Raw genomic sequence first — 18,902 nt, forward strand, 5'->3', positions numbered from 1 at the left:
TTACGTCTCCGTGTCTGGCTTTTTCATATAATAACCAACACCTCTGCGAGTCACGATCCACATTGGATGACTCGGACGGTCTTCGATCTTTTCTCTTAAACGCCGTACCGTTACATCGACAGTACGCACGTCTCCAAAGTAATCATATCCCCAAACCGTTTGCAGTAAATGCTCACGTGTCATCACTTGTCCAATATGCTGAGCTAAATAATGCAGCAATTCAAATTCACGATGCGTTAATTCAATCGTTTCTCCTCGCTTCATTACAATATAAGCATCTGGATGAATGGTTAATGAGCCAATCACAATCTCACCATTCTCACCAACCGTTTTTTCAGCTTCCTGGTGGTGGCGTCTTAAGTTGGCTTTTACCCGGGCAATTAATTCACGCGTACTGAACGGCTTTGTGACATAGTCGTCCGCTCCAAGCTCTAAGCCTAATACTTTATCTATCTCTGAATCTTTCGCTGTTAACATAATAACAGGCATATCGTATTTTTTTCGAAGCTCTCGACATACTTCCATTCCATCTCGATGTGGAAGCATGATATCTAATAACACTAAGTCTGGTAGCCCTTCTTTTACTTTTTGCAGGGCCTCTTCTCCATCATAAGCGCACGTTACTTTGAAGCCTTCCTTCTCTAAATTAAACTGTAGAATATCTGCAATAGGTTGCTCATCATCTACAACTAAAATATGCTTCGCCACAGTTAGCTCGCTCCTTCACTTAATCCTACATTCTAAGTCTAGCATTAATTGTAACTATATTGTTATTTTTCCATCCTAATCTTACTTTATCATGATTAGAGAAAAAACGCATATACAACGAATAGATATGAACGATACACTTCCTATCTATTTTTATAAAATATGTTTTAAGTGAAAGCATGTCGGTTATTGTATAAATAGAGCAGAAAAGCCCCCGCTTACGAATAGTAAGCTGAGGGCTTTATTAGTAATCTTTAGAAATAGTTTTGAGGGTCGACGTTACTACCATTCTTCAATACTTCGAAATGAAGATGTACGCCAGTTGAGTCACCAGTAGTACCCATAACCCCAATCTTTGTTCCACGTGGAACGGTTTGACCTACTTGGACATTAATTTCAGATAAGTGGGCATATAATGTTTTTGTGCCGTTATTATGATTAACAACAACCTTGTTCCCATAGCCACCGTCACGTCCAGCAAACTCAACGACTCCATTATCGGCAGCCTTGATTGAGCGATTGCTCACACCTGCAATATCAATTCCTTTATGCTGACGGCCCCAACGATATCCCATTACACTTGTAATTGTACCGCCGTGTGTAGGCCATTCAAGCTCACCTGTACCGCGTGAAGGTACTACTTTTGTTCCTTTATATACGATCTTTTTGACAGGTTCTTTTAATGTTTTTTCTTCTAATATTTGTTTTGATACAACTTTTCCATTTTTCTTAACAAGCATATATGCTGTGCTCTTCGCACCTTTTTGTCCTGCTTGCTTAACTTTCGTATCGCCTCGATACATTTCGTCAGTCTCAACAACTTCAATCTCAAATGGGAGCTCTTGTTTACTTCGTCCTTTTTTCTCAATAATGACATCTACAAATGGCATATATTCTTGCACATTTAGTTGATCACCAATTTGAATAAGGCTATTTTCTTTTACTCCAGGATTTAACTCAAGCAATTTCTTTACACTAAGGTCATATTGACTTGCAATATTTCCTAACACTTCGCCCTCTTGAATTTCATGCTTCTTAGGCTCTAATGTTCCTTTGTTAAAAAGCTTAATTGCTTTTTTGACAGAAAGAATATCTTCTGGAACAGTTTTTCCCTCTTCGATTGAAACTTTTTTCGACAAACGAACGTCTATAATTTTAGAATCACCATCAGCAATTGGCTCATCTTTTGTTTCTTTATTCTTTTCAACTTTCGACAATATTTCCTGGGAAACATATTGTAGCTTTAAGCTTTCGATTAACTTTTCAGCCTCTTCTTTATCTTTTACATATGCAACAACTTCATCATCAATCTTTAGTGCTGTAGCTTCCGCTTGGACCGCAAGCTTTTCAGTTAAATTTTTTTCCACCTCATTATTATTATATTGAGGACGGAAGACTTTTTCCGGTATGTATTGCAGTTCTTCTCCTGCAGAAAGATTATATTTATCATAATTTTTTTCAGCGTCCGAAACTTTCTCTTCAATTACTTGCTGCACGATACCTTTATCATCCACAGTACCGATGCGCTCACCTTCTAGGTAAACATGATATACCGTTTCTAAATTGCTTTTTTGGTTATCAGCATATACTGAACTAATCGAAATTAGTAATGTCGAACAAGCAACCAATGTAGCACGACGAAACATTTTACCTAGTTCGCGGTGTTCACGAATATAAGGTGTTTTCTCTTCAGTTGTCGAAAAACGACCCTTCAATTTTTTATATAAGTGAAACACAGTTCTTCCTCCTAACCCTTTGCTCAAAACAATCATTTTTTATATAAGAGATTCAATTATTGTAAGGTTCTAATACACACCTTACTAATGTACCATAAACTAGCGAGCCGGCTCTACAAAAAAGTAATAATTGTAACATAAATGTTTAAAACTCGACAAAAATATCTTAATTTTATATATTTTAGAAAAAATGGATCTAGATCTTCCGCCCTGATAAATAAGACTTAGCTCCTCACCACTAAACATTCGAAAGCAATAAAAAAAACATGTCAGTAGTTGGACATGTTATGTTTAAAAAAATGGTGGCTCGGGACGGAATCGAACCGCCGACACGAGGATTTTCAGTCCTCTGCTCTACCGACTGAGCTACCGAGCCTTATTATCTAGTTGTAAAAAAAAATTAAATGGCGGTCCGGACGGGACTCGAACCCGCGACCTCCTGCGTGACAGGCAGGCATTCTAACCAACTGAACTACCGGACCATATTAAATTGGTTGCACGATTGCACTACCATCTTTCATTAGCTAGGAAGAATTTCGACGTAGTTAATGAAATTTAATTGGTTGCGGGGGCAGGATTTGAACCTACGACCTTTGGGTTATGAGCCCAACGAGCTACCAGACTGCTCCACCCCGCGATGATGATAAGATAAAAATTGGTGACCCGTACGGGATTCGAACCCGTGTTACCGCCGTGAAAGGGCGGTGTCTTAACCACTTGACCAACGGGCCATACATGGTGAGCCATGAAGGATTCGAACCTTCGACCCTCTGATTAAAAGTCAGATGCTCTACCAACTGAGCTAATGGCTCAAATCTATATGAAGCCATTTAACTGGCGACAAGAGTAATAATATCACACTTTTAAACTTTTATGCAATAGTTTTCTTTTGCTTTTTTCATTTTTTTCTTCTGTATAAAATCAATACCAAAAGAAAACGCCGCATACAAATTTGAATGCGGCGTCTCGTATTGATTAATGAGGTGCATAAACGCTACGAACCATATTAGTCTGCTTACGGTCTGGACCTACAGAGAAGATAGACAATGGAATACCTGTTAACTGTGATACACGCTCAATGTAATGACGTGCATTTACAGGTAGATCATCTAAGCTGCGAACACCTGTAATATCCTCTGTCCAACCTGGAAGCTCTTCATAAACTGGTTCACATTCTGCGAGTACTTTCAAGCTTGCAGGGAACTCTTCCATGACTTCACCTTTATACTTGTAAGCAACGCAAATTTTTAACGTTTCAATGCCCGTAAGAACATCAATTGAGTTAAGTGAAAGGTCTGTTAGCCCGCTCACACGGCGTGCATGACGCACAACAACGCTGTCAAACCAACCGACACGACGTGGACGTCCAGTTGTTGTTCCATACTCGCGGCCTACTTCACGAATTTTGTCACCGATCTCATTATTTAATTCAGTTGGGAACGGGCCATCACCTACACGTGTTGTGTATGCTTTTGATACACCAACAACGTGCTCAATCTTCGATGGGCCAACACCCGAACCAATTGTAACTCCCCCGGCAATTGGGTTTGAAGATGTTACAAATGGATACGTTCCTTGGTCAATATCAAGCATAACACCTTGTGCACCTTCGAAAAGCACACGGCGACCTTCATCAAGTGCATCATTTAAGACAACTGATGTGTCACATACGTATTTTGCAACTTGTTGACCATATTCATAATATTCATCTAGAATGTCTTCTAATTTGAAACCTTCAGCATCATACATTTTTTCTAGAAGACGATTCTTTTCTTTTAGATTATGTGCAAGTTTGTTTTCAAACTCTTCACGATCAAGAAGGTCTGCAATACGGATACCAACACGAGCTGCTTTATCCATATAAGCAGGTCCAATTCCTTTTTTCGTTGTACCAATCTTATTTGCACCTTTGCGCTCTTCTTCTACTTCATCTTGTTTCAAATGATAAGGTAGAATAACATGTGCACGGTTACTAATACGAAGATTATCTGTGCTAATACCACGGTCATGTAGATACTTTAACTCTTTTACAAGAGCCTTCGGATCAATTACCATTCCATTTCCAAGCACACAAACCTTATCATTGTAGAAAATACCTGATGGAATTAAGTGAAGCTTGTACGTTTCACCGTCAAAAGCAATTGTATGCCCTGCATTGTTACCACCTTGATAACGAGCTACAACCTCTGCATTCTCTGATAGATAGTCTGTGATTTTTCCTTTACCTTCATCGCCCCATTGTGTTCCCACAACTACTACTGATGACATACTATCCGCACCTCCGCTCTTCCTCTTTATAAGAGCACTGCCTCCCGACAAAGAGCAACACTCTAAATATATAATATAATTGAAAAAACTGTTTTATAAACCAAAGCTAGTGTATCAGTTGACTGTTATAAAGTCAATAAATCCCGAACATTTTCACACATTGTTACTATTACGTTCGTGAAAGGAGCTATGAAGCTGTTGGAGGCATGTTTTGTTCTTGATGCGTACGGTCTAAATTCACAAACTTATTATATTCTTTCAAAAAGGCGAGCTCTACCGTTCCGACGGGACCGTTACGCTGCTTAGCAATGATAATCTCAATAATATTCTGTGCTTCCGATTCTTTATCATAATAATCCTCACGGTATAAGAAAGCGACAATATCAGCGTCCTGTTCAATACTTCCCGACTCACGGATATCTGACATCATTGGGCGCTTATCCTGACGAGACTCTACACCACGAGAAAGCTGGGACAAAGCAATCACCGGAACTTCCATTTCACGGGCAAGTGCTTTCAAGCTACGGGAAATTTCCGATACTTCCTGTTGGCGGTTTTCTCCACCTCTTCCGCTTCCTTGAATCAATTGTAAATAGTCAATTAAGATCATTCCAATACCGTTCTCTTGCTTCAAACGGCGGCATTTTGCCCGGATATCACCAACACGAATACCTGGTGTATCATCAATATAAATCCCCGCATTCGCAAGGCTTCCCATCGCCATCGTCAGCTTCTCCCAATCTTTCTCATCCATCTTTCCTGTTCTTAAAGCCTGTGCATCAATATTCCCCTCAGCACACAGCATACGCATGACAAGCTGCTGAGCACCCATCTCGAGACTGAAAATCGCTACATTTTCATCTGTTTTCGTTGCGACGTTTTGAGCGATATTTAATGCAAAAGCTGTTTTCCCTACAGAAGGACGTGCTGCAACGATAATGAAGTCATTCCGTTGAAAGCCTGCAGTCATATGATCAAGGTCGACGAAACCCGTCGGGATGCCTGTAATATCTCCCTTACGATTATGAAGCATCTCAATATTATCGTAGGCATCGACTAAAATATCTTTTATTGACTGGAAAGCGCTCGTGTTCTTTCGTTGAGCTACTTCTAGAATATGTTTCTCTGCATCATTCAACAGTGCATCAATATCATCATCTCTTGCATAACTGTCACTCACGATATTTGTTGCTGTTCGTATTAATCGGCGCAAAGTTGATTTCTCTTCAACTATTTTCGCATAATATTCAATATTAGCAGCAGTCGGTACTGAATCTGCTAACTCACTTAAATAAGAAACACCTCCAGCCTCCTCAAGAATTTTACGATTCGACAATTCTGAGGTGACTGTTACTAAATCAACAGGTTCTCCCCGCTCGGCAATATCAAGCATGACTTCAAATATCTTCTGGTGGGCTACACGGTAGAAATCTTCTGGTATGAGCGATTCCGACGCGTTCGTCATTGCCGAAGGCTCCAAGAAGATAGCCCCTAAAACAGCTTGTTCTGCCTCTATATTTTGGGGAGGTGTCCGGTCTGCAAATAAATCTGACATAGCGTTTTTCCCTCCCTGTAACACCATCATAGGCACGAATGCCACTTTACTCAACAGTGAAAAAATTGGAACCTCTAAGCCTACATGCTTAAAACTACAAGAAACACCCCCGCTGTTCACTAACGGGAGTGTTTCAATCTCGTCCCAAAAAAGGTCCTATTTTTTATTCTTGTTCTGATACGTGCACTTTTAATGTAGCTGTTACATCCTGGTGAAGCTTAACTGGTACATTACGATATCCCATTGCGCGAATTGGTTCATCTAGCTCAATTTTACGCTTGTCAATTTTCACATTATGAGAAGCTTTTAATTCTTGCGCAATTTGTTTGCTTGTAATTGAGCCAAATAGACGGCCGCCTTCACCTGATTTTGCTTTCAGCTCAATTGTTAAGCTTTCTAGCTTTTCTTGTAGTTGCTTTGCTTCTTCAAGCTCCTCTTGAGCGTTTTTCTTTTCTTTCTTCTTTTGACCCTCAAGTGCACTTAAATTGCCTTTTGTCGCTTCAACAGCAATATTGTTTTTTAGCAAATAGTTACGAGCGTAACCATCTGAAACATTTTTTACTTCTCCTTTTTTCCCTTTACCTTTTACATCTTGTAAGAAGATTACTTTCATTCTTCTTCCCCTCCCTCTAAATATTCGTCTACAACTGCTTTAAGCTGTTCTTCTGCTTCATCAATTGTGACATTCTCTATTTGTGTAGCAGCATTCGTTAAGTGACCGCCGCCATTTAAACCTTCCATAATAACCTGGACATTGACATCGCCTAATGAACGAGCACTGATGCTTACTTTACCATCATCACGCTTCGAAATAACGAAGGAAGCAACAACACCTGTCATTGTCAGTAAGGTATCTGCAGCTTGGGCAATTAACACTTGCCCATATGTGGTTTCTGGATCGCCTTTTGAAATCGCAATTCCATCACGATAAATCGAAGCATTTTCGATTAACTTCGAACGCTTTACATATTGATCTAAGTCCTCTTTCAAGAACTTCTGAACAAGGACGGTGTCAGCGCCTTGAGCTCGAAGGTACGAAGCAGCATCAAAAGTACGCGAGCCCGTTCGTAGCGTAAAGCTTTTCGTATCGACAATAATGCCGGCAAGCAGCGATGTAGATTCTAAAATATCCAGCTTCAAGTGTTTCGGTTGATATTCTAGTAACTCTGTTACTAACTCTGCAGTTGAAGATGCATAAGGCTCCATATATACGAGTAAAGGATTTTCAATAAATTCTTCTCCTCGGCGATGATGGTCGATAACAACGACATGGTCAACTCTCGTTAACAGCCGCTCTTCAATCACCAATGAAGGCTTATGGGTATCAACAACAACAAGCAATGTACCGTCATTAACCTTTTCAATCGCTTCTTCAGGAGAAATAAACTTCTCCCAAAGCTCATCCTTCATTTTTATTTCACCGATTAAACGCTGTACACCTGTGTCTAGGTCGTTTTTGTTTACTACAATGTACCCGTTCTTTTCATTTGTCTCGGCTACTTTCAAAACACCGATTGACGCTCCGATCGCATCCATATCAGGCGACTTATGGCCCATTATAATAACATTCTCACTGGCGAGGACTAGCTCACGCAACGCATGGGAAATTACTCTTGCCCGTACGCGCGTCCTTTTTTCAACAGGGTTTGTCTTTCCGCCATAAAATTTCACTTTACCGTTTTCTTGCTTAATGGCAACTTGGTCACCACCGCGCCCAAGCGCTAGGTCTAAGCTTGATTGAGCTAAGGTTCCTAATTCAGGAAGTGAAGCTGAGCCCTTGCCAATACCTATACTTAATGTAAGAGGGATATTCTGCTTCGAAGTGAATTCGCGTACATGATCGAGAATATCGAATTTCGTACGCTCAAGCTGCTCTAGAATTTGTTGATTAAATACAGCTACAAAGCGTTCCGATGAGGTTCTTTTCAAGAAAATCCCATTATCGACAGACCACTTATTTAAAATGGATGTCACCTGGCTATTAATTCGACTCTTAAGTTGATCATCCATTCCCTGTGTCAATTCTTCATAGTTGTCCAAATAAACAATTCCGAGTATTGTTTGCTCTTCTTCATACAAACGTTCAATTTCAGCTTTTTCAGTAACATCGAAGAAATAAAGCAGCTTCTCTTCTCGCTTAATATGAACGCGGAAATTACGTTTGTTGATTTGCAATAGCTCAACATCCATATCCCCTTTTAGAAGAGGAATAATTGTTTCCGAAATATCATTCAGCGAATGACCAACAAGTGTATTTTCATGAAAGCAAGTACTTAAGTAAGGATTTGTCCATTCCACTTGATAATCATCATTATAGAGTACGATTCCGATCGGCATTTCCATTAATGCCTCTTCGCCAACCTTCTTCACTCGATATGATAATGTCGAAATGTATTTCTCCATCTCTTCTTGAAACTGCTGCTCGTACTTAAATGTAATATACGAAATTCCCGCTACAACTGCCAGCGCAGTTAAAGCAGCCTCCCATTTATGAAAACCTAAGTAAATAATCAGCAGGATTGTAAATAGTAAGAAAAGAAAAAATGGATAACTGAGCCACCGCTTTTTTAGAAAGTTTGGCATACTGTCAGCTCCTACACACAAAGTTGGTTCCTGTATGTTTCCCCAGCTACTCTAAGTTATTTTCGCTCTTGCAAACGTTGGCGCAAATCAAATCCTAAATCAATTATACCTAAGATTCGAATAAGATACAGTAGGAAAGGTACGATGAAAGCAAAGATTGTAACAACGATTGGTACAGCCTTCGAAAGCCCCTTCCATTTCGTAAAGAAGAAGATAAAAGATAAGCCCTGAACGGTCATAATGACCTCTAAAACAATAAACAGATTTAAAACTGCCAGCTCCCACATACCTTCTGAAACGCCTATATAGAAAATAAGCGAAACAATTAAATAATACCAAAGGAGCACCTTAGGGAAAAGCCACTCTGAAAAAGGTGGAAAAGAGGTTGCTTCAAAGCCTAACCGTTTCAAAATCTTTTTTGCTAACAGTTGCACAATGAAAGTTGAAATAACAGCTGTGAATACAAGCACACTTGGTACGATCTTTGGTAAAAAGCGAACCATTTCTTCAAATAACTTCGTTTGATTTGCAAGTTCTTCATCCGAAAATTGAAGCATACCCTCTGATTGTTGTACAGCTTCATCGAACCACTTTGTCGTTTCTTTCATAAAATCAAAATCAAGCACTGTTACGATGAAAATATAATTCAATAACAGCATAAATAAGAAAGAAAGCGTACCTCCGATTAAAACCTCTATCGCCGTTCTCTTTCTTCTCGTTAACTCACCAATTACTAAGCCGCATAACGTAAACGTAAGGACTGGTAACAGGAAGTAGATACTACCAATTATGAACGAAACGATAGCAGAACCCACTAGAAACAACGCACCTGGCTTTACGCCATAACGATATGTATATATAGTGAGCGGTAATGCCAAAAGATATAAAAACAACATACCCGCTATTGGAATGTATACTGCTAAGAAAGCAAGCACCATAGTTAAAGCGAGAAGAAGGGCCCCTTCAGTAATGATGCGTGTTTGTTTCAACGATGTCACCCCGCCGCCTAATCAATATGTAATACCATTTTATGGTTTATTAAAGCATTTTTCAAATGATAAAGAAAAAAGACAGCAAGAATGAATCTCGCTGCCCCTTTACCGCTCCAAATACTACTCAGTTACGTATGGTAGTAATGCTACTTGACGTGCACGTTTGATAGCACGTGTAAGTTTACGTTGATATTTTGAAGAAGTACCAGTCACACGACGTGGAAGAATCTTTCCGCGCTCTGAGATGAACTTTCTTAAAAGATCAACATCTTTATAATCGATGTGTGTAATGCCGTTTGCTGTGAAGTAACACACCTTACGACGTTTACGACCTCTGCGTCCTGCCATTGTTCATGACCTCCTTTATTGTTCATTTTCATTTACGTACCATTTAGAATGGTAAATCGTCATCTGAAATGTCGATTTTTTCTTCATTACCGCCGAATGGGTTATCATTCTGTGGCTTTGAATAGTTTGTATTATTTTGACGTTGTTGGTTCTGATCTTGACCGAATCCGCCGCCCATTGATCCATAATCTTGATCATAAGATGGTCCTGATGCTTGACTTCCTGTTGCTCCTTTTGGCTCTAAGAACTGAACACTTTCAGCAACAACTTCTGTAATGAATACTCGGCGACCTTCTTGGTTGTCAAAGCTACGCGTTTGAATACGTCCATCGACACCAGCAAGGCTACCTTTCTTCAAGAAGTTTGCAACGTTTTCCGCTTGACGTCTCCAAACAACACAGTTAATAAAGTCAGCATCTCTCTCACCTTGTTGATTTGTGAAGGTACGGTTTACTGCCAACGTAAAGTTTGCAACAGCAACTCCATTCGGTGTATACCGTAACTCCGGATCTTTTGTTAATCTGCCGACAAGTACGACGCGATTCAACATCAGAACCACTCCTTCGTATAAATTACAGTACAAATATTACGATAAACAAGAAGGTAAGCCGGATGCCTCCAGCTAACTTGCCCTCTCGTTTCTAAGTTCGATTATTCTTCTTCTTTGATAGTAATGTGACGGATGATGTCATCGCTGATCTTCGCTAAGCGATCGAACTCATTAACCGCTTCTGTCGTAGCTTTGAAGTTAACAACCACATAGATACCATCTTTGTAATCATTAATTTCATACGCTAGACGACGTTTACCCATCTCATCTACTTTTTCGATCTCCGCACCATTGTTTGTAAGGATGCCATGGAAACGTTCCATCAATTCTTTCTTTGCATCATCTTCAATGTTTGGACGAATAATGTACATGATTTCGTAATTGCGCATGTATTGTCACCTCCTTTTGGACTTACGGCTCCTATGGTAGGAGCAAGGAGCAATCTTTCATTACTCACAATTGAGTATTATAGCACAACAATCTATGAAAGACAAGCTCGTCCCTATACATTAAAGCGGAAATGAATAACATCGCCATCTTGAACGATATACTCTTTTCCTTCTAGGCGTACCTTCCCATTCTCACGTGCCACACCCATTGAACCTGCTGCTAATAAATCTTCATACGAAACGGTCTCTGCACGGATAAATCCGCGTTCGAAGTCTGTATGAATAATCCCTGCAGCTTGTGGTGCTTTCATTCCTTTACGGAACGTCCAAGCCCGAACTTCTTGTTCACCAGCTGTAAAGTATGTTGCTAGACCAAGTAATTGGTAAGCTGCTTTAATCAGTTGATCCAAGCCCGACTCTTCAATTCCCAAATCCTCTAAGAACAATTGCTTTTCTTCTTCATCAAGCTCAGCAATTTCGGATTCGATTTTTGCACAGACGACAATCACTTCTGCATTTTCATTTGCAGCATACTCACGTACTTTTTGTACATATTCATTATTTGATGGGTCGACAATCTCTTCTTCACTTACATTCGCTACATAAAGAACAGGTTTAATCGTTAATAGATGAAGACCCTTTACAATTTTCAATTGTTCTTTTGTGAACTCAACTGCACGAGCAGGCTGCTCTTCTTCAAATGCGTCTTTTAATTTCTTTAAGATTTCATGCTCGAACATCGCTTCTTTATCTTTTTGACGAGCCATCTTTTCAACTCTGCCAATACGTTTATCTACTGTTTCTAAATCAGCTAAAATTAATTCTAGATTAATTGTTTCAATGTCTGAAATCGGATCAACTTTACCAGAAACATGTGTAATATCATCATCTTTGAAGCAACGTACTACATGTGAGATCGCATCTACTTGACGAATATGCGAAAGGAATTTATTCCCAAGACCTTCACCTTTACTTGCGCCTTTTACAATCCCTGCGATATCAGTAAACTCAAATGCTGTTGGAATCGTTTTTTTCGGCTTTACAAGCTCAGTTAATTTATGCAAACGTTCATCCGGAACTTCAACAATACCTACATTCGGATCGATTGTACAAAATGGATAGTTCGCTGATTCAGCACCAGCTTGTGTAATTGCATTAAAAAGCGTTGATTTTCCTACGTTAGGAAGACCGACAATTCCTGCCGTCAATGCCATAACAAAGTCACTCCTCTTTTTTCCGATACTAATACATACTTTCACAATTATAGAAACAACAAATCAAAAGCGCAAGCGTTCCTGTGTGAAAGATGGGAAATTCACACGGCGCTTGCGCTGGTTTTTCATCATTTATTCACTCGTTTTTTCAATAACTTTTTTTAGCTTGCGGGTAAATTCTTTGCGCGGCATCATCACACTATGGTCGCAACCTTCACATTTAATGCGGATATCCATTCCTGTGCGGATGATTTTCCAGCGGTTGACCCCACATGGATGAGGCTTTTTCATTTCTACTATATCGTTTAATTCGAATGCTTTCTCAGACATTCTGCTTTCCCCTTTCAAATTATGCATTTTCTTTTACAGACATCTTTTCTTCGTCATCACTGCGATTATACATAACAAGGCGAGGGAACGGAATTTCAATTCCACGTTCATCTAGACGTAACTTAATTTCTTTCCGCAAGACTCTACCAATATGCCAATGTGCCATTGGCTTCACTTCAGAAATTACACGCATGATTACCTCTGAAGCTCCTAAGCTCTGAACACCAAGTAATTCAGGTGTACTCACCATATCTTCGTACTTTCCAGGCAGCTCCTTGAGCAGTTCTTCAAGCGCAGCCTCCGCTTCCACAATATTCCCTTCATAAGCAATGCTTACATCTACTACAGCAACACTATTATGTAAGGAAAAATTGGTCACTTCGTTAATATTTCCATTTGGCAAGATATTCATTTCGCCTGTCCAGCTTTTAATCTTAGTTGTACGCAAACCGATTTCTTCAACAAAACCTTCAAATTTCCCCACTCTTATAAAATCTCCTACCGAAAACTGATCTTCAAAGATTATAAAAAATCCTGAAATAATATCTCGAACCAAATTTTGCGCACCAAAACCTACTGCCAAACCGACAATCCCTGCTCCAGCGAGGATTGCTTTAATATCAATTGAAACAGCTTCTAGCGTCATTACAATTGCAATAAAATAAACACAATACGTTAAAACATTCGTTAACAACTTTAATAAGGTTGTTTTACGTCTCTGAGTAATTTGTACGGGTCCTCTTTCCCGCAGTTCAAACAATTTCTGAACGGTTTTCTTTCCAATTCGAATCAGAACGAATGCCACAAGCCAAATAAGCAATATTTCTAACACAGCTTTTCCGACTAGCTGCCATCGTTCTTCGTTCGTCAAATATCGAACGAACCATGTCCACATATTAGTTAAAGCATTCATGCTTCACGTTCCTTTCAACAAATAAACCCAATTTATTCTACCTTCTATCTTAACAATTTTTCGTTAAGATGAGTAGCGCTTTGAAAAAGGATACAACAAAATTGCCGCTAGCATATACAAATTTAACAATCCATATATCGGATACAAAACAGCAATCAAATTAGAAAATCCGAAAGTGGTAAGTGGCAGCATCACGACAACAAACAACAATGATAACAGCCAGACAGGAAGCCTTAATACCTTTCTAAACCTTGATACAAGCCCAAATATGCCAGAAGCTGCCGTTGTATAGATTGCAGCCCACAGTAGAACAGACATGAAGATCATCATCGAATAAGGAAATTGCTTCAATATAGCAAACAAAGGAATTTCATATAAAACAATTTCATTCGAAATTTGCAAAAGCGATTCGTTGTAAATATACGAAATAACACCTAATGCCGCTCCGCTTCCAACGCTCGCAATCCAAATCTCCCCAGGATGCTTTATTTCCTTCCCAATTGCCGCTAATACTGCGACAAGCGGCATAATGTTTAAAGCTGTAAACGTAAAAGCTGTCGGCCAATTCCTTTGTTTCTCCCAATCAAATACCCACGGTTGTCCATTTGATGAAATGAATAAGAGAAGGACAAACACAAGACCTGTAATGAGAAGTGGTAACAGCAGTGAATTAATCGATAACATTCCTTGGATATCCCAAAAGAATAATAGCACTAATAAAAACGCAATAATTGCAATGCCCGTCCAATATGGCACATAGAATACTTCAAGCGCTACTCCCCCGCCAGCAATCATAATAACGGTTGTAGAAAACAAATAAAATACAATCATCCAATCATATACGTACGTAAGCTTCTTACCTACTAACTTCTCGAGAACTGGAATATAATCCATCGTTTTCTGCTCATAGCTCATCTGCATAATTACATAACATGAAATTATAAATAGAATCGCAAACAGCAGAATAGCCAGTCCGCTTTCTTGACCAAAAAATTGCCAGATCTCTCTTCCAGACGCATAGCCTGCTCCGATCATTGTCCCCATGATTAGAAATAGCCATTTAAGTCCTCCCCGCCACATCGCCCTCACTCCTCTATGTTTATTCAGAAACATATGTATAGTTTTCTAAAAAATTCCGTATACTGTTACTACTATTAACAAGGAGTGAATCCTATGAATCTGAAGCCGAAAATTTTTGAACGTTCTCCGTTTGCATACCGGATTTCACATACAGATATGCAAGCCACCTCATGCTTAGCAGAGCAGCTTGTAAATCTACTCCCAAAAAATGGACGACCTATTGTCATTGTATGCATTGGAACAGACCGTTCAACAGGTGATTCGCTAGGACCGATTGCAGGAAGTAAATTCGCTTCATATTCATCAAAGAAACACTTCCACCTGTATGGCCATTTAGATGAACCCGTTCATGCACTAAATCTCGAAGAAACGATCCAAACGATTCATCAGAAACATACAAATCCTTTTATCATTGCAGTTGACGCAAGTCTTGGACGTGCAAAAAATATCGGCATTCTTAACCTGAAAGAGGGACCTGTAAAGCCAGGGGCAGCGATGAACAAACAGCTTCCAGAAGTTGGAGACATTCACATTACTGGCATTGTAAATGTGAGCGGGTTTATGGAGTTTTTTGTTCTTCAGAATACACGACTTAACCTTGTTATGGCCATGGCCGAAACAATTGGAGACAGCTTAGCTCTTGCGGAAAAACGCTATTCACGACAGAATCGTTTCCCAAGAATTAATCTTCGCGTGCATAATGAATCAACCCTATAAAGCACAAAAAGAGCTTAAAAGATATCTTTCAAGCTCTTTTTGCTTATTGAAATAAGGCGATAAAATCTGCCCAATAATATTGTCCTGTTACTAAAACCGCGGAAACAAATATAGCTGGAAGTAAGTTGGCTACACGAATTTTAAGGACATTTAATAGATTCAAACCAATTGCAAAAATGATAATTCCGCCAGTTGCGGTCATTTCGACGATAAATGCATCCATTAGTTCATTTGATACCCACCGGTTAATTTGAGTAGCAAATAACGCAATCGCACCTTGATATAACATGACAGGAATGGCAGAAAACAAAACACCAATTCCAAGCGTTGTCGTAAGAATTAAGCTTGTAAATCCATCTAATAATGATTTTGTATAGAGAACGCGATGATCACCCCGAAGCCCGCTATCAAGTGAACCAATAATAGCAAGTGCCCCGATGACAAAGATAAGTGTCGCTGTAACAAACCCTTTCGCTATACCACCTTCTTCTTTCGCGCCAAGCTTTCGTTCTAGCCACTGACCTAATGCATTTAACTTTTCTTCTAACTCCCACGTCTCACCAAGGATTGCACCAAATACAAGTGAAAAGATCACAATTAAAAACTGTTCACTCTTCAAACCCATTTGAATTCCCAGCAGCATAACTGAGAGGCCAATCACTTGCATCACTGTTACTTTTATTTTTTCTGGTATTTTCGTAAGTACACTCCCACCAAGAGTTCCAACAATAATTGCTAAACCATTCACAATTGTTCCTAATAGTACCATTTCCCACACCTATTTTTCGTTAGTCATATTTTTTATGCAAATGAAGACAAAAAATAAAAACCACCAAAATGATGGCCTCATCATAATTATCCTTCTGAATGAAGAATGGAAAGAATTCTTTCCAAATCATCTCTTGAGAAAAATTGAATTTCTATTTTCCCTTTATTTTTATTTTCTTTAATCTTTACCGATGTACCGAAACGTTCTCGTAGGTTTGTTTCTCGTTCTTTAATGAAGTAGTCTGTTTTCTGCTCTTTCTTCGATGTTTCACGTGAAACATTTTGGTTTAAACGCTGGACAAGCTCTTCTAATTTCCGAACGTTGAGCTGTTCTTTACGTACTTTTTCAACGAGAGGCAAGATTTTATTTTTTTGTTTTAAGCCTAGCAAAGCTCGGCCATGTCCCATTGTAATTTCACCATTTTCAATTAACTGCTTAACGGGAGCTGGCAGAGAAAGCACCCTTATGTAATTAGCAATATGAGGACGGCTTTTTCCAAGACGTTGTGCCAACTGCTCTTGTGTTAAACCTAGCTGCTCCATCAGCATTTGATAAGCGGTACCTTCCTCAATGGGAGATAAATCCTCTCGCTGCAGATTTTCCACAAGGGCAATTTCCATCATTTCATCTTCCGTTAACTCTCTCACAATCGCTGGAATAACTTCTAAATTAGCTGACTTAGCTGCACGGTAACGACGTTCACCAACTACAATTTCATAGCCTTTAATACTTTTCCGTACGACAATCGGTTGCAGAATACCATGCTGTTTAACTGATTCCGTCAGCTCTTCTAATGATTCTTCTTTGAATGTTTTCCTTGGTTGATAAGGATTCGGGCGGCATTCACTTAATTTAATCTCTTGAACTTTTTCATTTTCTTGCTCTTCAGTAGGAAATAATGCTTGAAACCCTTTTCCAAGCCCTTTAGCCATTAGCCATCACTTCCTTTGTAAATTCTAAATAGACTTCCGCTCCCCGAGAACGTGCATCATATAGAATAATAGGCTTTCCATGACTTGGTGCTTCTCCAAGGCGAACATTTCTCGGAATAATAGATTGATAGACTTTATCTTGGAAGTACTTCTTCACTTCATCAATGACTTGTAAGCCTAAGTTTGTTCGTGCATCAAGCATTGTTAAGAGTACCCCTTCAATCTCTAATTCTGTGTTCAAGTGTTTCTGTACAAGTCTTACGGTATTAAGTAGCTGACTAAGTCCTTCTAATGCATAGTATTCACATTGCACAGGAATGAGCACAGAATCGGAAGCTGTAAGGGCATTAATCGTTAATAACCCAAGTGAAGGAGGACAATCAATAATAATGTAATCATAACGACTTTGCAAAGGTTCAAGTGCCCGCTTCAAACGAATCTCTCTTGAAATTGTCGGTACGAGCTCAATCTCCGCCCCAGCCAATTGAATTGTCGATGGAATGATATCTAGCTGTTCAATAACGGTTGGCTTTAATACATCTTTCACGTCAACATCGTCCACTAACACACTATAAATACATTCATCTACTTCAGATTTCTCAACACCTAAACCACTTGTCGCATTGCCTTGGGGATCAATATCAATTAATAAAACACGTTTGCCATATTGAGCAAGACAAGCACTCAAATTAACAGACGTTGTCGTTTTCCCGACGCCCCCCTTTTGGTTAGCAACTGCAATCACTTTAGCCATGCTACCACCTACTTTCCCCAGTGCAAACTGAATCTCTTTAATACCTTTTATTCTATCATGAATTTTTTAACATTACTTAATTAAAATCTCTGAAACATCATAAAAATTTAGAAAAATGAAATATTAATCGTGCATTTGTCTTCTAATGTCGTAAAAATAGATAAAAAATAACCCATCACGCATGAATTGCAGATGGGCACGATATATTTACTTTTTTTTCGGAAGTCGAATCGTAATTTGGTAATAATCATCAAATTCCTCTTCTTCACTGTCTACTTTCATTCCACTATCAGCAACCATACCTAATGATTGGCGGATTGTATTCATTGCAATTCGCATATCTTTGCTAACTGCTTTTTGTCTTGGTTTACGCTTTTTCACTTTTCCTTCGAGCATTTTTACGACACGATCTTCTGTTTGCTTTACATTTAAACGTGATTGAATAACTTCTTTTAATAACTTTACTTGCAATTCCGCTTCTTTTAGCGGAATAAGCGCTCGTGCATGCCGTTCTGTAATCTTCTTTTCCATAATGGCATTCTGAACTTCATCAGGAAGCTTTAACAACCGAAGTTTATTTGCAATTGTGGATTGTCCCTTACCTAACTGTCTCGCTAACGCCTCTTGTGTCAAGCCATGTAATTCTAGCAGTTTGGCATATGCCGTGGCCTCTTCAATAGAAGATAACTCTTCGCGCTGCAAGTTTTCAATTAGTGCAACAGAAGCTGTTTCTGTGTCATCCATTTCTTTCACAAGTGCAGGGATCTTCTCCCAGCCTAGCTTCTGAACTGCACGCCAGCGTCTTTCACCAGCAATAATCTCATATTGTTCTTCTCCATATTGTCGCACAACAATTGGTTGAATCATCCCGTGAGCTTCGATCGTTTGAGATAACTCTTTAATCCTCGCATCCACAAAAATGGTACGTGGCTGGAAACGGTTTGGACTAATATTTTTAACGGGCAGTTCCATTACTTCATTCCGGCTTTCCAATTCTACCCCTTCATTCTCTTCTTCCTGTTTATCACCTAAACCAAATAACCGTGTGAACGGGTGTTTCACCT

Annotated in this window: 19 protein-coding genes and 5 tRNA genes; 1 reads left to right on the plus strand and 23 read right to left on the minus strand. The window is 39.3% G+C overall.

What is annotated here, in order from left to right; translation table 11 throughout:
- The 19 genes from yycF to LC040_16605 form a co-directional block, all read right to left on the minus strand.
- Entirely contained in the window at positions 1-708 is a 708-nt protein-coding gene (gene yycF, locus LC040_16515) for a response regulator YycF (protein WLR50839.1), read from the minus strand.
- Between the two features lie 254 nt (positions 709-962).
- Entirely contained in the window at positions 963-2,444 is a 1,482-nt protein-coding gene (locus LC040_16520; GenBank protein WLR50840.1) for a peptidoglycan DD-metalloendopeptidase family protein, read from the minus strand.
- A 300-nt stretch (positions 2,445-2,744) separates the two neighbouring features.
- Positions 2,745-2,820 (minus strand) — tRNA-Phe (locus LC040_16525).
- A 29-nt stretch (positions 2,821-2,849) separates the two neighbouring features.
- Positions 2,850-2,926 (minus strand) — tRNA-Asp (locus LC040_16530).
- Positions 2,927-3,004: 78 nt separating this feature from the next.
- Positions 3,005-3,081 (minus strand) — tRNA-Met (locus LC040_16535).
- 19 nt (positions 3,082-3,100) lie between these two features.
- Positions 3,101-3,175 (minus strand) — tRNA-Glu (locus LC040_16540).
- Between the two features lie 5 nt (positions 3,176-3,180).
- Positions 3,181-3,256 (minus strand) — tRNA-Lys (locus LC040_16545).
- Between the two features lie 163 nt (positions 3,257-3,419).
- The gene (locus tag LC040_16550) at positions 3,420-4,712 is read right to left on the minus strand and encodes an adenylosuccinate synthase (protein ID WLR50841.1); all 1,293 of its coding nucleotides are present in this window, start codon (positions 4,710-4,712) and stop codon (positions 3,420-3,422) included.
- A 187-nt stretch (positions 4,713-4,899) separates the two neighbouring features.
- Positions 4,900-6,267: a replicative DNA helicase gene (gene dnaB / locus LC040_16555; GenBank protein ID WLR50842.1), complete on the minus strand. Its 1,368-nt coding sequence runs from the start codon at positions 6,265-6,267 to the stop codon at positions 4,900-4,902.
- 163 nt (positions 6,268-6,430) lie between these two features.
- Positions 6,431-6,880, minus strand: coding sequence for a 50S ribosomal protein L9 (rplI, locus tag LC040_16560; protein WLR50843.1), 450 nt, complete (start codon positions 6,878-6,880; stop codon positions 6,431-6,433).
- Positions 6,877-8,850 (minus strand): DHH family phosphoesterase, encoded by a 1,974-nt coding sequence (locus tag LC040_16565; protein ID WLR50844.1) that lies wholly within the window; start codon positions 8,848-8,850, stop codon positions 6,877-6,879. Before LC040_16565 ends, rplI begins: the two co-directional genes overlap by 4 nt.
- Positions 8,851-8,906: 56 nt before the next feature.
- Positions 8,907-9,839, minus strand: a complete 933-nt coding sequence (locus LC040_16570) for a YybS family protein (GenBank protein ID WLR50845.1) — start codon at positions 9,837-9,839, stop codon at positions 8,907-8,909.
- Between the two features lie 123 nt (positions 9,840-9,962).
- Positions 9,963-10,190, minus strand: coding sequence for a 30S ribosomal protein S18 (gene rpsR / locus LC040_16575; GenBank protein ID WLR50846.1), 228 nt, complete (start codon positions 10,188-10,190; stop codon positions 9,963-9,965).
- A 43-nt stretch (positions 10,191-10,233) separates the two neighbouring features.
- Complete coding sequence (gene ssb, locus LC040_16580) at positions 10,234-10,740, minus strand: single-stranded DNA-binding protein (protein ID WLR50847.1); 507 nt, start codon at positions 10,738-10,740, stop codon at positions 10,234-10,236.
- A 101-nt stretch (positions 10,741-10,841) separates the two neighbouring features.
- Entirely contained in the window at positions 10,842-11,129 is a 288-nt protein-coding gene (gene rpsF, locus LC040_16585; GenBank protein ID WLR50848.1) for a 30S ribosomal protein S6, read from the minus strand.
- A 113-nt stretch (positions 11,130-11,242) separates the two neighbouring features.
- On the minus strand, positions 11,243-12,343 hold the full coding sequence (gene ychF, locus LC040_16590; GenBank protein WLR50849.1) for a redox-regulated ATPase YchF: 1,101 nt from the start codon (positions 12,341-12,343) through the stop codon (positions 11,243-11,245).
- A 132-nt stretch (positions 12,344-12,475) separates the two neighbouring features.
- Entirely contained in the window at positions 12,476-12,673 is a 198-nt protein-coding gene (locus LC040_16595) for a DUF951 domain-containing protein (protein WLR50850.1), read from the minus strand.
- 19 nt (positions 12,674-12,692) lie between these two features.
- Entirely contained in the window at positions 12,693-13,586 is an 894-nt protein-coding gene (locus tag LC040_16600) for a mechanosensitive ion channel family protein (GenBank protein WLR50851.1), read from the minus strand.
- 63 nt (positions 13,587-13,649) lie between these two features.
- The gene (locus LC040_16605; protein ID WLR50852.1) at positions 13,650-14,666 is read right to left on the minus strand and encodes a hypothetical protein; all 1,017 of its coding nucleotides are present in this window, start codon (positions 14,664-14,666) and stop codon (positions 13,650-13,652) included.
- Positions 14,667-14,759: 93 nt separating this feature from the next.
- On the opposite strand from LC040_16605, the gene yyaC reads away from it, so the two are divergent.
- Complete coding sequence (gene yyaC / locus LC040_16610) at positions 14,760-15,383, plus strand: spore protease YyaC (GenBank protein ID WLR50853.1); 624 nt, start codon at positions 14,760-14,762, stop codon at positions 15,381-15,383.
- Positions 15,384-15,426: 43 nt separating this feature from the next.
- On the opposite strand, the gene LC040_16615 is transcribed toward yyaC, so the two are convergent.
- From LC040_16615 to noc, 4 genes are all read right to left on the minus strand, one after another.
- Positions 15,427-16,152, minus strand: a complete 726-nt coding sequence (locus LC040_16615) for a DUF554 domain-containing protein (protein ID WLR50854.1) — start codon at positions 16,150-16,152, stop codon at positions 15,427-15,429.
- Positions 16,153-16,238: 86 nt separating this feature from the next.
- On the minus strand, positions 16,239-17,084 hold the full coding sequence (locus LC040_16620) for a ParB/RepB/Spo0J family partition protein (GenBank protein ID WLR50855.1): 846 nt from the start codon (positions 17,082-17,084) through the stop codon (positions 16,239-16,241).
- Positions 17,077-17,838, minus strand: coding sequence for an AAA family ATPase (locus LC040_16625; protein ID WLR50856.1), 762 nt, complete (start codon positions 17,836-17,838; stop codon positions 17,077-17,079). The genes LC040_16620 and LC040_16625 overlap by 8 nt, the downstream gene beginning before the upstream one ends.
- A 207-nt stretch (positions 17,839-18,045) precedes the next feature.
- A complete protein-coding gene (noc, locus tag LC040_16630; GenBank protein ID WLR50857.1) occupies positions 18,046-18,900 on the minus strand; it encodes a nucleoid occlusion protein in 855 nt (284 codons plus the stop codon).
- Between the last annotated feature and the right edge of the window lie 2 nt (positions 18,901-18,902).

Source organism: Bacillus tianshenii (assembly GCA_020524525.2).
In the GTDB taxonomy this organism is placed as follows: domain Bacteria; phylum Bacillota; class Bacilli; order Bacillales; family Bacillaceae_N; genus Bacillus_AV.